We start from the raw sequence: 15,375 nt of genomic DNA on the forward strand, positions 1-15,375 counted from the left end.
TGGGCGACGGCTTACGTCGTGCCCTGCAACAGTTCAGGGTGGACATCTCCCGCGCATGTCCACCCTGATGTGCTGCTGTGCTGTGCGAACTCGGTCAGAAGTTCGCCGCCGCGCGCTTGTCACCGGCGCGGTAGGTGGGCGACGCCTCCAGGACCTTCTTGGCGATGTCGTCGAGGTTGGCGCGGATGGCGTTGGCGTCCGTCCGCCACCTGTCCTGGGCCGTGCGGTAGGCCTCCTTCGCCTCGCCTTCCCACATCTCCGACACCTTCGCGACCATGGCCCTGATCTCCTCGAGATCCTTCGCGAGTTGCCCGGCCTGCCGCTTGATCTCGCCGGCCGCGAGATCCAGGCTCGCGTAAGTGACAACTGTCGTGCCGTCGTTCTTTCCCATGGGGTCCTCCGCTGAATTCTGGTTACGAGATGAGGGTCAGAGGTCGTTCAGGCCGCTCTTGGGGGTGTAGCCCGGAACAACGTCCACGCCCTTGAGTGCATCGCGGATCTGAAGCTCGTTGTCGCCTGAGATGGTGCGGGCGGCCTTGATGGCCTCCTGGAAAACCGTGAGCTGCTTTGCCAGCTCGACCATGCGGTTGTTGATCTCGGTCTGCTTCAGGTTGAAGTGGTTGGCGCCGATGCCCTGCCACTTGCCTTCGAGGTTGTCGATCGTCGCGTGGAGCTTCTTGACCTGCCCCTTGACCGCTTCGAACTTGATGGTCAGGTCACCCTCCAGCTTCAGGAGGGCGGCATCTGAGACCTTCTGGTCTGCCATGGTTCTCTTTCCCTTTCGGTTGGTTCTGCAAGGCCGGCGTGGGCCGCCGACCGGTACATGCGGAACGTGTGGTCAAGCGGCCTTACGCCTGCGGACCACGGCGTAGGCGACCCCGCCGAGCACGGCCACGGCTGCGGCCACGCCGAGAATGAGGCCCAACTGGTTTCCGTCGTCGGAGGAGTTGGACTCCTTCAGCGCCGCTGCCTTCTCGCCTTCCGCGCCGTTCTTGGCGGGCTGCGGGGAGGCGGAGGTGGAGGCGGAAGGCTCGGACGACTTGGCGGCGTCGGTCGTCTTCTCCTTGGTGAGCGGGCTGATGTCGGGGGCGCCGGGGTTCCCCTTGCCATTGAGGACGTTCATGGAGGGGCGGATGAGTCCGTGGCCGAGGTACTCGCTGCGCTCGCCGTCTTTCCAGTCACGGCCGGCTGTGTCGAAGAGGACGTTCAGGACCTGATTGGCGGTCCAGTCGGGGTGAAGAGACCAGACGAGGGCTGCGGAGGCGGAGGCGATGGCTGTGGCCGCGCTGGTCCCGCCGTCGCCGTCGCAGTAGCTCTTGAAGGAGTTGTCGCACCAACTGGGAACGTCACTCCCGGGAGACGCAACGTCTACCGAATCCGAGTGCTGCGAATAGTCCGAGACTTTCCCATCTCGGTCCGCCGAGGCAATACCCACTACCTCAGGGTATGAGGCAGGATACCCCCGGGTGTTCTCTTTGTTCCCATCGTTTCCGACAGACGCAAGGAATAGCTTTCCTCTGGATTCGGCATATTTTGCCGCTTCACGCTCCTGGCGTGTGGGGGACTCGCTACCGAAAGACATGCTGATGATTCGTGCATCGCTATCGGCCGCAGCTCTGATGGCATCCGCAGAGTCACTGATGACGGTGTTGCGCTTGGCCATAAAGTGGACGTCGCTCATACGCACGGGGATGATCTTGGCTCCGGGGGCAAGTCCCTTCAGACCGCCTCCCTTGCCTGTCCCTGCGATCAACTCAGCCATCGTCGTACCGTGGCCGTGGTAGTCGTCAGTCTCGTCGCCCGGTGCCCCAGTAACATCAACACCCTTGAGAATTTGTCCCTGCAGCGACGGCGTGGACGAGTTCACCCCCGTGTCAACGACAGCGACCTTGATGCCTTCGCCGGTAGTGACCTTCCACATGTCCTCAGCCTGCATTGCACTGAGGTACCACTGTTTTGACTGTGTATCGGCTGCGGCGGGCTGCGCCGCGCCGACAAACACCACACTCCACGAAGCGGCCACAGCCAGCGCACCGAGCACACGCACGCGCCTCCGAGCTCGGCCCATTCCTGCTGTCATCCCGACTTCCGTACCTTCCCTGGGACTGCTACTCGACCACCGGCGGCACGGCCCCGCGCCGTCCGGCATTCCACGTCTCTTCGTCTTCTGTCAGGTAGTCGGGACGGGTCGATCCATTGGCCTCGTCCTCCCGGCCCTGGTCGCGGCGGCCTGCGGGGCCTCGAACGAGGCCCGCGCCACCGGCAGTGAAGCCCTTGGCGTTCGAGCCGGTTCCCGCAGCCTTGCGGGGTGCACCGACTACTCCGTTGGCGCCGGAAGCAGGAGTGGCTCGCCCACCGGGACGAGAGGGAGCAGCAGCTGCTCCACGTCCCCCGATCACTCCGCGCTGACCGGTACCTCCGGCAGCGGCTCGGCCCTGAGCCGGCGTCTGCTGGGGGGTTCCACCGACGATGCCGTTCCTGCCTCCGGCACGGGGACCGGCGCCGGTGGACGTACCACCGGGGCCGACAGTGGGCCGACCGCCCGTCACACCGGATCGACCGGCAGGCGGCACCTGCGACTGCGGTCCGACCGGCGGACGACCGTTGAACGCTCCTCCGCCCCCCATCGGGCCGGGACGACCGATCGGGGGACCGCCCTGCCCCTGGGCAATGGGACCTCTCCCGGTGGGCTGAGCCTTGCCCATACCCTGGCCAGCCTGACTGACCGGTCGCGGCATGCCTGTCGGCCCCGTCGAACGCTTTGTGCCGCCCTGCACAGGGTTGGTGAGACTCGGCGGCATGAACGTCGGTGGAGTTCCTGTCGGCCCCGTCGTGGGCGTCGGTGACGGTTGCGGTGGCGTGGTGGTGATCGGCGTCGGAGCTAGCGGAGGCGCGACGGTGTTGATTTCCGTGCCAACGGTCCTGTCCGGCAGAGGTGCCGAGCCGAGAACCTCGGCCGGTGGGCGGCTGGCTGCTGCTACTGGAGCGGAGCCATCCGTGACCGAGCGTCCTGCAGGTCCTGACACAGCACTGCTACCCAGAGCCTCAGAGCCCCCTGTGGAACTACGGGGCGGAAGATCGCCCCCGCTCCCCTTTTCCGGCAACGGCATCTGGATATTCAGGTCCTTCTCGAACCTCGGCGGCTCCTGCCCCTCCAGCCGCTCCCCCGAGACCGAGTAGTACGAAGCCAACCGGTTGATCTGGTTGATGGCCTCCTGGCGGTCCTTCTCCACCTTCAAGGCCGCCTGGTACTCCGGGTTGTCCGCGACCCGGCCCGGCATTTCGATGTCGTCCGGGTTCTTGCGTACCTGGCGGCTGTCGCGGGGCGGCATGGCGCTGCGGACGGAGGCCAGGCCGGTGCCCGCGACCGTGATCTGCGTGCCGGCCACGTCCGCGAAGTCGCCCAGCTTTCGGGCGTGGGCGACCAGGCCCTTTCCGAAGGCGCGGAAGGCCGTGCCGGACTCGCCGTGCCAGTCGACCCCCTTCATGTTGTCTTCCAGCTCCTGCGCGGCCTTCTTGATGGCGTCCCTGGCGTCCCAGAGCGACTTGCCTGCGTTCTCCAGGTCTTCCGGCTTGGTGTTCTCCACCAGGTCGATCATGGAGTTGAGCTGGAATCCCTCGAAGGAGGTACGGCCGACGGGCCCGCCGGCGAAGGGCATCCGGCCGATGGCCTCGGAGATGTCCGTCTGCGCCATCTGGATCTTGACCTGCGCCTGGTCCTGCACCCGCTGCTCGGCAGGCGTCAGGTTCTCCGGCTTCTCGTCGCTCATTCCGCTCCCCACCCGGAGTCGACCTGCTTGTCATCGTTGGTCTTCTCAGTGGCCTTCTCAGACTTCGCGTGCTCTTCGCGTTCCTTGTCCAACCGGATCTGGATCTCGTAGAAGCGCCGCCTGACGTCGTCCTCGACGTTGTCCAGCCCGACCGCCGCCGCATGCACCCCCAAGCTCAGGTACTCGATCTGGTCGCCCAGCGACTTGGAGAGCGAGACAAGGGAGGAGTGGACCCGGTTGTACTGGGTGTACAGGCCGTCCGCCTCGGCGAAGCAGGCGTTCTGGCCGCTCAGTGAGGCCCGCGTGATCTTCTGGTCGGCGACCTTCGTCTTGCTGGCAGCCGAGCCCTCGAAGTCCGCCAGCAGGGCGTCGACGCTCTTCTTGAACTTCTCCAGCGCACCGACCCCGCGCTTGAGATCACCCGTACCGTCTTCGGCCACAGCGCCGACCTCCCCGTTCTGCATCCCCGTTTGCTCGGCCCGTTCCGCGTTGCTTTCGCACTGACACGGTCCGATCCGATCTCATCGTGACAACTCTAGTCACTGCCTACGACAGCGCCAATCGACTTGGTGGCCACGTGACTTGTCTCATGACCGGTCTCATGACGAACCTTCACCGTTTCTCCGCTTCGCCTCACCCGGCCACCCGCCCCGCGCGCCGCCGCTTGTCCCGTACCGCCACCGCCGTGCCCGCGATGGCCGCCACCAGGACGCCGCCGCCGACCATGACGTACGTCGCCAGGCGGGCGTTCCGCTCGTCGGCCGTTTCGCCCAGGTGGAGTTCGGCGGGGGTGGGGGCTTTGCCCTTGCTCATGCCCTCGGTCGCGATCGGGCGGTCGATCGGTTTGTCGTCCTCGGTGAGGGCGCGTACCGGGTCGACGACGCCCCAGCCGACCGCGCGGTCGTGGCCGGCGATGGAGCGTTCCGCGGTCTGCTGGATCTGGGCGACGATCTGCGCCTGTGTCCAGTCGGGGTGCTTCGCCCTGATCAGGGCGGCGACCCCGGCGACGTATGGGGCGGAGAAGCTGGTTCCGTTGTCGGCGCAGTGTCCGCCGCCGGGGACCGTGGAGATCATGTCCACGCCGGGGGCGGCGATGCCGACGAAGTCTCCGGACTGGGAGAAGGGCGCACGCTCGTTGTTGCGGTCCGAGGAGGCGACGGCCAGGACGCCCTTGAAGGAGGCCGGGTAGGTCTCCTTGACGTTTCCGCCGAGTCCGTCGTTGCCGGCCGAGGCGACGACCACGATGTTCCTGGCCAGGGCGCTGTCGACGGCTTGCTTCAGGGGCGCCGACGGTTTCACGGCTTCGGCCGTGTCCTGGGAGATGTTGATGATGTCGGCGTTCGCCTCGGTGGCGGCGTAGGTGATGGCCCTGGCGAGGGTATCGGTGTTGCCGTGGCCCTCGGCGTCGTTCTGCTGGATCGGGATGATCGTCGCGTCGGGGGCGAGGCCGCTGAAGCCGGTGCCCTTCGCCTCGCGGGCGGCGATGATGCCGGCGACCTTGGTGCCGTGGCCCACGGTGTCCGTGGTGCCGTTCTCCTTGCCGCGCTCGATCTTCATGCTGTCGTCGGTCTTGAGGCCCTTAGGCAGGTAGTTGCGGCCCGCCTTGACGTCGACCGCCTTCGTGAGCTGGTCGTTCTTGATGTCGACGCCGGTGTCGATGACCGCGACGCGGACGCCCTTGCCGGTGGACTGCTTCCACAGCTCGTCCAGCAGGACGCGCTGCAGCGCCCAGGGGCGGCCCGGGTACTTCTTGGACGGGAACGTGCACTGGGTCGAGTCCTCCGCCGCCGCGGGGGCCACCGGCAGGGTGATCAGGAGGACAGCCGTTGCCGCCGTGGCCGTCAGGAGGCGGCGGGTCGTCCGGCCGACGGTAAAGGTGTCTGCCATCGTCACGAGCCCTGCGGCTGGCCAGCCGCGCCGGTGGAGAGCCGGGGGCCGGTCGGCAGGAGCGCGGACCAGGTCGCCGGTACGGGGTTGGGGTCGACGTCCTTGTAGCCGAGGCGGTTCTGCGCCTGCTGCGCCTCCTGCTGCTGGTCGTCCCGGTCCTTCTTGCTGCCGGATTCGCCGATGCCGGAGTCGTCCTGGCCGCTGTCGCTGTTGGACTGCATCGCGTAGCGCAGGCCGGTGTCGGTGACCAGGAAGAGCGGGCCCGCGCTGGTGGTGGACCCCTTGAACTGGCGGAAGAACTCACCCGATCCGGGGGTGACGTAGGCGCTGCTGGAGCCGGTGGGGAGCGTCGCGGGGAAGCTCGTACCCACCCAGGTGCTCAGTGTGGTGGCGCCGCTGTCGGCGTCAACGCCTCGCAGAACGTTGCACACGGTGTTCCGGCTGCCCTTCTTGACGTCGGGGGAGTTGACGGGCTCGGGCCTGTCGACCGGCCAGTCCCTTTCCTGGCCGAAGGGGGCGCCCGGTTCGAGCTCGGCGGCGCTGACCGGCTTCGCTGTGCCCGCCTGTTTGAGGGGGACCAGCTGCCGGCTGCTGAGCAGCAGCTTGGCCGTGAAGTCGGAGACCGGGGCGATCCTGCCCGGCAGGACGACGTAGCTCTGGGTCTTGGTTCCCGCCGTCGCGGTCAGGACCATGCCGACGCGGTTCGTCTGCGCGTCCAGGGTGCCGGGGGCGCCGGCGGGGTCTCCGGGGTTGCCGTCCACGGTCGGGAAGGTGATCGGGTCCCCGGTGTGGAGCGTGGCCAGCCAGGCGGCGGAGACCCGCTGGGGCTTGGGGTTCTGGTCGACCAGCGTGCGCAGGAGCAGTTCGTCCTTCTGGACGGGGTAGGCCTTGCCCGAGGCGTCGACGATGTAGCGGGTCCGGTCCGGGCCCTCGACGTACATCAGCTCGCCGCCCCGCAGGGCGTTCTTCCCCTCGGTCTTCTTCTCTTCCCGCTCGGCGAAGATGAAGGTCGCCTTCTGGATGGCCCGGCCGCCCTCCCCGGGGCGTTCGCAGACCGCCCAGCGCTTGGCCGCGCCCGCTTCCTTGGAGTCGGGCAGCCGGTCGGGGGCGTACGGGATACCGAGAGTGGCGCCGTGCGGGATCTTGCCGCTGTCCAGGACTGACTCGTTGACGTTGACGACGGTGCCCTTGTCCGGGGCGAGGAGGAGCTTGGCGGAGGCCATGTTCAGCACGGGGTGCAGCTGCTTCTTGCCGTCGGTCGTCAACACCACGTACCGGGTGGTGGACTTGCTGGCGATGATGACGTGTTCCTTGGGGGTGTCCCACTTCTGGGGGGCCACCGGCTTGAACATGCCCCAGGCCCCGAACACGGCGAGAACCACGATGGCGATGATGGCCCCGGGCAGCACCGCGCGCAGCGGCCGGGGGGCGCCTTCCTCGGAACCGGTGGGGTTGGGCTGCAGGAACTGTGCGATCAACCTCCGCTTCGCAAAGGTATAGGCGTTGAGCTCGTCCCGCCGTGATGCCATGTGTCCGCTGACCCTTCGTCCCCAGTGATCGAAAGTGATCGGAGCAGGGTCCCACACGCACCGTCGGCCCCCGCTGCCGTACCGCGCCCCTACTATGCCTGCTGGGGTCCCGCTGCCTGTGCTCAGGTAGGGTGACGACCCGATCAACACCCGTGTAAAAAGCGGTGAATACGGACACGAGGGGGCAACGCGGCGATGGGTTCAGCTACGCGCGAGCGTACCGGGCGGGCCGGCCGTCGAGCCGCCGGGACTTCCCGGAGGCAACGCAGCAACCAGTCGCCCGCACCGGCCGCCGATCCGTCCTCACGTTCCGCCGCCCCCGGGCAGACCGCGCCCGCCGCGGCGACCCTGCGTTCGATCTCGCGGACCGACCGGGTGCGCCCGGTGCTGCGGCAGCTGGTGATCGTCGAGGTGGGTCTCGTGATCGCCGCCGTGGGTGCGGCGCTGGGTGGCGCGTGGCTGATCCCCTCGCTCGTGCTGCTGTGTCTGCTGGTCGCGCTCGCGGTGGTACGCCGGCGGGGCCGCGCGCTCCAGGACTGGGCGTCGAGCGCGCTCGGGCTACGGGCCCGGCGCCGGGCCGCCGCCGCCCCGTCGTCCGCGGACGCGGAGCCGATGCTGGCCCCGGTCGCCGAGAACGTTCCCGGCTTCGCCCCGCACGTCTACGTCGACCGGAACCACCGGACGGTGGGGATGCTCGGCGACGGTACGTTCCTGACCGCCGTGGTGCGGGTGGAGGCGAGCGGCGAGTCGCTGCGGCCCGCGTTCGGCGCCCGGTCGCTTCCGCTGTCGCTGCTGGGCGACGCCCTCACGGTGGACGACATCGTGGCGGAGTCGGCGCAGTTGGTGCAGCAGGTGCGGTGCGCACCCGCTCCCCATCTGCCGCAGCAGTCGGTGGCCCGGCTCTCGTACGCGCCGCTGCAGGACCAGACCGGTGCGCCCGCCCTGCGGATGACGTGGGTGGCGGTGAAGCTGGATCCGGAGCTGTGCCGTGAGGCCATCGAGGCGCGCGGCGGCGGCATGGAGGGGGCGCAGCGCTGTCTGGTGCGGGTCGCCGACCATGTGGCGAGCCGGGTCACGGGCGCCGGTTTCCAGGCCGCGGTGCTGGACCAGGACGAGCTGAACTCGGCGGTGGCCACCTCCGCGTGCGCCAATCCCATCCTGTCGGGTCGGGCGGGCCGCCCGGACGCCGCCCCGCAGCGGCGCACCATGGAGACGTCGCGGGTCTGGCGGTGCGACGACCGCTGGCACACCACGTACGCGGTGGACCGCTGGCCCGAGCTGGGCCGGGGCGCGACGCCGCTGCCGCAGCTGGTCGCGCTGCTGACGTCGGTGCCCGCGTACGCGACGACGTTCAGCCTGACGGTGCGCCGCGGGGCGCTCCAGGGCTCGGCGAGCGTGGCCGGCCATGTGCGGGTCACCGGCGGTTCGGACACCGAACTCATCGGCGTGAGAAGGACGTTGGAGCAGGCCGCCCGCCACGCCAAGGTGGGTCTGGTACGGCTGGACCGCGAGCAGTTGCCGGGTGTCCTGGCCACGCTCCCGCTGGGAGGCGCACAGTGAGCAACCGGACCGAGCCCCGGCGCGGGCTGCGCGGCCCCCGTCACGCGGGGCACACCGTCGCCGCGGACCATCTGGGCGCCTTGTCGCTGCCGGTCGGCGACGACGGCGTGATCATCGGCAACGACGCGAACAACAAGCCGCAGCTGATCGGGTTCCATCGGCCGGTGCCGTACGACGTCACGCTGATCGGCGGGCTGTGGACGGCGCAGGTCCTGGCGCTGCGGGCGGCGGGCACCGGCGCCCGGGTGGCGGTCGAGACCGGTCGCGTCCAAGCCTGGACGACGCTCGCCCAGGCGGCGGGCGCCGGTCTTGAGTGCGTGTCCCTGTACGACGTGGGCCGCGTTCCGCCGACGGGTGCGACCGTGGGCAGCCCCGTGGTCGTCGTACGGGACTGCGGCATGCGGCCGCCGCGCGGCCGGGTGGTGTCCTCGCCGTGGCAGTCCGTGCTGACACTGCTCCCCTATCTGAGCCCCGTCGCACCGCGGTTGATGCGGTCCTCGGCGCTGGTGGGCGTCCAGCGGGTCTCCCCCGGCGAGGCCGAGCAGATCGGCCGGATCCTGGGGCTCGCGCGCGCCGAGTACGAGGCGCTGCCGACGCTGGCGGACGGGGTCACCCTGTGGGTCGCGGGGCGCGAACACCATTGGGTGATGACGAACCCGACCGACGCCGAGACCGGTCTGCTGGGCACAGCTCGCCGGATGGACTGATTCCTGTCCCGTTCGGCCCACGAACGCCCTTCCCGCCGGGGAACATGGACCACGCACCGAATCCGTTCGATCGAAGGGACGCCGTCATGGGCACCCAGCAGGAAAAGGACGAGCTCTACGCTCTCGACATCTCGGACGTGACCTGGCTCAGCGCCCCGGGCACCGAGGAGGCCGAGGAGCGCGTCGAGATCGCGCATCTGCCGGGCGGCGGCGTCGCCATGCGTTCCTCGCTGGACCCGGACACCGTCCTGCGGTACACGGAGGCGGAGTGGACGGCGTTCGTCCTGGGCGCTCGCGACGGTGAGTTCGACCTCACGTAGGTCCGGCGTCGGGCGGTCTCGTCACCGCAGGGACGCCGGGCGCGGTGGTGGACGGGCCGCCGGAATGACCTTCCCCCCTTCTCCTTGTGCGCGTATGGCCGGTAATGCCCGGCTCGCGACCGCCCTTCCCTCACACGGGGTTCACCGGGCTGTGACACAGGGCCGGTGGGGCGGCTTTTGCCGTGCCCTACGCCCTGCCTGAGTTCGCCGGATGGCGATTAGGGTGGGTGGGGCGCGCCATCAGAACCTGCGAGCAGGTGATGCGCGTCGCAAGGGGGAGAGCCGGGCGGACCGGCACATCGGGAACGGTCGCCCCCACCCACCACGGCACAAGGGTGCTCGACCACACCAGGAGGCAAAGTGAACGGCGATCGGGACGAGATCCGCGGCGGATGGGACCTGCCCGTCGACGAGTCGTCCGACGCGGATCCCGCCGAGATGACGGGTGAGTTCACCATCGACTACACCCCTCCCGCCTGGTACACGCAGAACGCGGCGGGGGACTCGTCGGGAGGAGCGGGCTCGCATCTGGCACCCCCTCCGCCGCCGGTCGGTGCGCCCCTGTCCTCGCCCGACCTGTCGGCGACGCCCGGCGGCTTCGAGCCCAACTGGGCGCCCGCGCCGCCGGCGCCCACTCCGTCGGCGCCCACTCCGTCGGCGCCCACTCCGTCGGCGCCCGCCGAGCCGGTCGCCCCTGCGGCTGAGGAGGCCCCGGCCGCCCCCGCCGCTCCGGAGACTCCGCAGGCCCAGGCTCCTGCCGCTCCGACTCCTGCTGTTCCGGCTGCGGAGGGCGCGGATGCCGGCCCGTTCGGCGGTGGCGATGTGGAGAGCGGCGCGACGATGCGGTTCTCGCCCGCCGCGCTCAAGCGGGAGATCGCCGAGCGCGAGGCGGAAGCGGCGGCGTCCGCCGCCGGGGCCGGTTCCGGCTCCGCCGCGGACAGCGCGTCCTACGCCGATGCGAAGGGCGACGAGAAGGACCACTCCTCGGCCTCCTCCGGTACGGACTCCGAGGACGCTTCCCTTTCCGGTACGTCCTCTTCCGGTACGTCCTCTTCCGATACGCCCTCCGAGCCGTCGGCCTCTCCCGCCTCCCTCACCGAAGCCGCCTCCGCGGACGCCTCGGACCCCAACGACGGCGACGCGGCCGGGACCGGCACGGACCGGACTCCGGACGCCGGTGACGCACCCGCCGCCCCCGACACCGCCGTTACGGACGCGGGCGCGCAGGACGCCGCGCCCCAGGACGCGCCGCAGCCCGCCGCCGACGCCCCGCAGGCCGCCGCCGCACCGGTGCCGTGGTCGCCGCCCGCACAGGGCAGCGCGCTGCCGCCCCTGCCGCCCGCCTTCCAGCCGGCCGCTCCGGCGCCCTCCGCACCGCAGCCCGCGGCGCAGTGGCCGGGTGCCGCCCCGGCGAACGAGGCGCCCGGCGGCTACGGCTTCCCCCAGACGGGCCCGGCGGCCCAGCCGCCGCAGACGCCCCAGGCACCCCCGCAGGCGCACCAGCAGCAGCCGTTCCCCGGCCAGGTCCCGGGCGCACCGCTGCCGCCGCAGGCGCACCCCCAGTCCCCCCAGAACGCGGGCGGTTACGGCTTCCCGCCACAGGGCGGCTACGGCTTCCCGCAGCCCGGCCAGCCGGGTCAGCAGCCCCAGCAGCAGGGCCAGCAGGGCCAGCCGCCCCACGCACCCCAGCAGCCGCAGCCCCACGCGCCCTTCCCCGCCCAGGGCACCCCGAACCTCCCCGCACCCGTCGCCCCGCAGCAGCCGGAGGCGTACCGGCAGCAGCCCCAAGCGCAGCCCCAGCCCCAGGCGCAAGGTCAGCCCCCGGCCCAGGCCCAGGCCCAGCCGCATCAGCAGCAGCCCGTCGACCCGCGGGCGGGCGGCGCCTGGCCCACCCCCGTCGCGCACGACCAGCGCGAGCGGTCCGTGCCGGGCGCCCCGCTCGGGTACACCGCGGCCGTCGAGCTCTCCTCCGACCGGCTGGTGCGGGGCAAGCAGAAGGCCAAGAGCAGCCGCAACCCCTCCGCCGCCTCCCGGTTCAAGCTGGGCGGCAAGAAGGAGGAGGCCGAACGGCTGCGCAAACTGGAGCTGATCCGTACGCCGGTGCTGTCCTGCTACCGCATCGCCGTCATCAGCCTCAAGGGCGGCGTGGGCAAGACCACCACGACCACCGCCCTCGGTTCGACGCTGGCCACCGAGCGGCAGGACAAGATCCTCGCCATCGACGCCAACCCGGACGCCGGCACGCTGGGCCGCCGCGTGCGCCGCGAGACCGGGGCGACCATCCGCGACCTGGTCCAGGCGATCCCGTACCTGAACTCGTACATGGACATCCGCCGGTTCACCTCGCAGGCGCCCTCCGGTCTGGAGATCATCGCCAACGACGTGGACCCGGCCGTCTCGACCACGTTCAACGACGAGGACTACCGGCGCGCGATCGAGGTCCTCGGCAAGCAGTACCCGATCATCCTCACCGACTCGGGCACCGGGCTGCTCTACAGCGCGATGCGCGGGGTCCTCGACCTCGCCGACCAGCTGATCATCATCTCGACCCCCTCGGTCGACGGCGCCTCCAGCGCCTCCACGACGCTGGACTGGCTCTCGGCGCACGGGTACGCGGACCTGGTGCAGCGTTCGCTCACCGTCATCTCCGGGGTCCGCGAGACCGGCAAGATGATCAAGGTGGACGACATCGTGCAGCACTTCGAGACGCGCTGCCGCGGCGTCGTCGTCGTGCCGTTCGACGAGCACCTGGCGGCGGGCGCCGAGGTCGACCTCGACATGATGCGGCCCAAGACCCGTGAGGCGTACTTCCACCTCTCGGCGCTGGTGGCCGAGGACTTCGCGCGGGCCCAGCAGCAGCAGGGGCTGTGGACGGCGGACGGCCAGAACCCACCGCCGCAGTTCGCCCCGCCGATGCCCGGCCAGCAGGGCTACCCGGCCCCGGGCCAGCAGGTCCCGGCCCAGCCGGGTGCCCCCGGTCAGCCGATGCCCGGACAGCCCGCAGCAGGACAGCCGGTCCCTGGCCACCAGTTCCCCGGCCGGCAGACCCCGGGTCAGCAGATCCCCGGTCAGCAGCCGTACGCGCCGCAGCAGCCCGGCCCCGGCCAGCCCTACCCGCAGCAGGCCCCGCAGCCGCAGCACCCCGGGCATCCCCACCAGCCGCAGCACCCCGGCCAGCCGCAGCAGGGCCAGCAGCCCTACAGCGGTCAGCCCTACGGCGGGCAGCCGCCGTACGGGGGATATCAGACGGCCGGTCAGCCGGGCGCACCCCAGGCCCCCTACCCGCCGCAGCCGGCACCGGGCGGACCGCAGAACGGGTGGCAGCAGTCGCCTCCCCCGCCGGGCGGGCCCGGTGCGCCCGGGGCCGGCGTGCCGCAGCAGGGGCAGCCGGAGCAGCAGGGCGGACAGGCCAACCCGGCAGGCCAGCCCGATCTGCAGGGCCCCGTGCCTCCGGCCGGCTGGCAGCAGACGCCTCCGCAGCCGCCGCCGGCACCGCAGCAGTAGGCCGGCGGAAGGGCCGCCGAAACGGCCGAAGTGGTTTAGACCAATGAGGGCTCGCATCGCTCACGCGGTGCGAGCCCTTCCGCATTCCCGCAGCCCACACGCGGTTTGACACACCGTTGACGAGGCTCGACCACCGCTGATAAACCTTCGCATCACCAACTGGCGAACCAGAGATCTGCCCGCCTTCTTCAGCGAGTGATGACGCGAGGTCCCCGTCCATGGTCACAAGAGTTCCTCACCACTCCGTCCGGCCACGCCGACGCCTACGCCTCCTGCTGGCCTCCGGAGCGGCCGCCCTGGCGCTCGCCGCCGGGTCCGTCGTCCCGGGCAACCCGCTCGCGCCCGCGCCCTCCGAGGCCCGCGCCGACGACGGGAAGACGACGCTCACGGTCGCCGTCGCGCAGAGCGTCGACTCCCTCAGCCCGTTCCTGGCGCAGCGGCTCGTCAGCACGAGCATCCACCGGCTGATGTACGACTACCTCACCAACTACGACGCCAAGGACAACAAGGCGATCCCGGGCCTCGCCACCGCATGGGAGCCCTCCGCGGACAAGCTGACCTGGACGTACACGATCCGCTCGGACTCGAAGTGGTCCGACGGGCAGCAGGCCACCGCCGAGGACGCGGCCTGGACGTTCAACAAGATGATGACCGACGAGGGCGCGGCCACCTCCAACGGCAGCTTCGTCGGCAACTTCGAGAAGGTGACCGCCCCCAGCAAGGACAAGCTGGTCATCAAGCTCAAGGAGCCGCAGGCCACGATGGCCGCGCTCGACGTTCCGATCGTGCCCCGGCACGTCTGGGAGAAGGTCGGCGACTTCTCGAAGTTCAACAACGACAAGGACTTCCCCGTCGTGGGGAACGGTCCGTTCATCCTGACGGACTACAAGGTCGACAGCTATGTGAAGCTGAAGGCCAACAAGGACTTCTGGCGCGGGTCGCCCAAGTTCGACGAGCTGGTCTTCCGCTACTACAAGGACCAGGACGCGGCCGTGGCCGCCCTGCGCAAGGGTGAGGTCTCCTTCGTCGCGGGCAGCCCCAGCCTGACGCCCGCCCAGTCCGCCTCGCTGGAGAAGGCCCCGGACATCAAGGTGAACGACGCGCCGGGCCGCCGCTTCTTCGCGCTCGCCGTCAACCCCGGGGCGCGGACCAAGGACGGGCAGAAGTTCGGCGACGGCCACCCGGCGCTCCTGGACCAGAAGGTGCGGCACGCGCTGTTCATGGCGGTCGACCGCAAGACGATCATCGACAAGGTGTTCCAGGGCCACGCCGTCGAGGGCGAGGGTTACATCCCGCCGCGCTTCGGCGACTACTTCTGGAAGCCGGCGGACGGCCAGAAGCTTGCCTACGACCCGGCGAAGGCGGCCTCCCTCCTCGACGAGGCCGGGTACAAGAAGAACGGCGCGGGCAAGCGCGTCGGCAAGGACGGCAAGCCGCTCGACTTCCGTATCCTCTGCCACGCCACCGACCCCAACGACAAGGCGATCGGCAAGTACCTCCAGGAGTGGTGGGGCGAGCAGGGCATCGGGCTGAAGGTCGACTGCCTCGACAACGTTTCCGACCCCTGGTACGCCGGTGAGTACGACCTCGCCTTCGACGGCTGGTCCGTCAACCCCGACCCCGACTTCGTCCTCTCCATCCACACCTGCGCCGCCCTGCCGGCCAAGGCGAAGGAGTCGGCCGCGACGGACAACTTCATCTGCGACAAGCAGTACGACGACCTCTACAAGAAGCAACTGGCGGAGTACGACCCCGCCAAGCGGGCGGATCTGGTCAAGCAACTGGAGTCGCGGCTGTACGACACCGGGTACATGAACGTCATGGCGTACCCGAATGCCGTCGAGGCCTACCGCACCGACCACATCGAGTCCATCACCACCATGCCGTCGGCCGCGGGCAACATCTACGGCCAGGACGGTTACTGGAGCTGGTGGTCGGCGGTCCCGGCCGCCGGGGCCTCCTCGTCCGGTTCCTCCGACTCCGGTGGCTCCTCCACCGGGGTGCTCGTCGGGGTCGGGATCGCCGTCGTCGTCCTCGCCGGTGGCGGACTGCTGTTCGCCATGCGTCGCCGCTCCACCGCGGAAGACCGTGAATAGTC

The 15,375-nt window shown here is 70.1% G+C and carries 12 protein-coding genes; 5 read left to right on the forward strand and 7 right to left on the reverse strand.

Going from position 1 to position 15,375, the window contains the following annotated elements; all coding sequences use genetic code 11:
- Nucleotides 1-94 precede the first annotated feature (94 nt).
- The 7 genes from IE134_RS27695 to eccB form a co-directional block, all read right to left on the reverse strand.
- Entirely contained in the window at nucleotides 95-391 is a 297-nt protein-coding gene (locus IE134_RS27695; RefSeq protein WP_030715835.1) for a WXG100 family type VII secretion target, read from the reverse strand.
- Between the two features lie 36 nt (nucleotides 392-427).
- Nucleotides 428-766: a WXG100 family type VII secretion target gene (locus IE134_RS27700; protein ID WP_030715833.1), complete on the reverse strand. Its 339-nt coding sequence runs from the start codon at nucleotides 764-766 to the stop codon at nucleotides 428-430.
- A 72-nt stretch (nucleotides 767-838) separates the two neighbouring features.
- The gene (locus IE134_RS27705) at nucleotides 839-2,080 is read right to left on the reverse strand and encodes a S8 family serine peptidase (protein ID WP_189432055.1); all 1,242 of its coding nucleotides are present in this window, start codon (nucleotides 2,078-2,080) and stop codon (nucleotides 839-841) included.
- A gap of 28 nt (nucleotides 2,081-2,108) precedes the next feature.
- The gene (locus IE134_RS27710; RefSeq protein ID WP_189432057.1) at nucleotides 2,109-3,770 is read right to left on the reverse strand and encodes a hypothetical protein; all 1,662 of its coding nucleotides are present in this window, start codon (nucleotides 3,768-3,770) and stop codon (nucleotides 2,109-2,111) included.
- Nucleotides 3,767-4,234 (reverse strand): DUF2563 family protein, encoded by a 468-nt coding sequence (locus tag IE134_RS27715; RefSeq protein WP_189432059.1) that lies wholly within the window; start codon nucleotides 4,232-4,234, stop codon nucleotides 3,767-3,769. The genes IE134_RS27710 and IE134_RS27715 overlap by 4 nt, the downstream gene beginning before the upstream one ends.
- 169 nt (nucleotides 4,235-4,403) lie before the next feature.
- The gene (mycP, locus tag IE134_RS27720; protein WP_189432061.1) at nucleotides 4,404-5,657 is read right to left on the reverse strand and encodes a type VII secretion-associated serine protease mycosin; all 1,254 of its coding nucleotides are present in this window, start codon (nucleotides 5,655-5,657) and stop codon (nucleotides 4,404-4,406) included.
- A 2-nt stretch (nucleotides 5,658-5,659) separates the two neighbouring features.
- Complete coding sequence (eccB, locus tag IE134_RS27725) at nucleotides 5,660-7,186, reverse strand: type VII secretion protein EccB (RefSeq protein ID WP_189432063.1); 1,527 nt, start codon at nucleotides 7,184-7,186, stop codon at nucleotides 5,660-5,662.
- Nucleotides 7,187-7,381: 195 nt separating this feature from the next.
- On the opposite strand from eccB, the gene eccE reads away from it, so the two are divergent.
- The 5 genes from eccE (at nucleotide 7,382) to IE134_RS27750 (ending at nucleotide 15,373) form a co-directional block, all read left to right on the forward strand.
- Entirely contained in the window at nucleotides 7,382-8,746 is a 1,365-nt protein-coding gene (gene eccE / locus IE134_RS27730; protein WP_030715825.1) for a type VII secretion protein EccE, read from the forward strand.
- Nucleotides 8,743-9,453 (forward strand): hypothetical protein, encoded by a 711-nt coding sequence (locus IE134_RS27735; protein WP_010061862.1) that lies wholly within the window; start codon nucleotides 8,743-8,745, stop codon nucleotides 9,451-9,453. Before eccE ends, IE134_RS27735 begins: the two co-directional genes overlap by 4 nt.
- A gap of 86 nt (nucleotides 9,454-9,539) precedes the next feature.
- Entirely contained in the window at nucleotides 9,540-9,773 is a 234-nt protein-coding gene (locus IE134_RS27740; RefSeq protein ID WP_010061864.1) for a DUF397 domain-containing protein, read from the forward strand.
- A 360-nt stretch (nucleotides 9,774-10,133) separates the two neighbouring features.
- Nucleotides 10,134-13,277: an SCO5717 family growth-regulating ATPase gene (locus IE134_RS27745; RefSeq protein WP_189432065.1), complete on the forward strand. Its 3,144-nt coding sequence runs from the start codon at nucleotides 10,134-10,136 to the stop codon at nucleotides 13,275-13,277.
- A gap of 218 nt (nucleotides 13,278-13,495) precedes the next feature.
- On the forward strand, nucleotides 13,496-15,373 hold the full coding sequence (locus IE134_RS27750; protein ID WP_030715814.1) for an ABC transporter substrate-binding protein: 1,878 nt from the start codon (nucleotides 13,496-13,498) through the stop codon (nucleotides 15,371-15,373).
- Nucleotides 15,374-15,375: the final 2 nt, after the last annotated feature.

The organism is Streptomyces rubiginosohelvolus (genome assembly GCF_014649875.1).
Classification (GTDB): Bacteria; Actinomycetota; Actinomycetes; order Streptomycetales; family Streptomycetaceae; genus Streptomyces; species Streptomyces rubiginosohelvolus.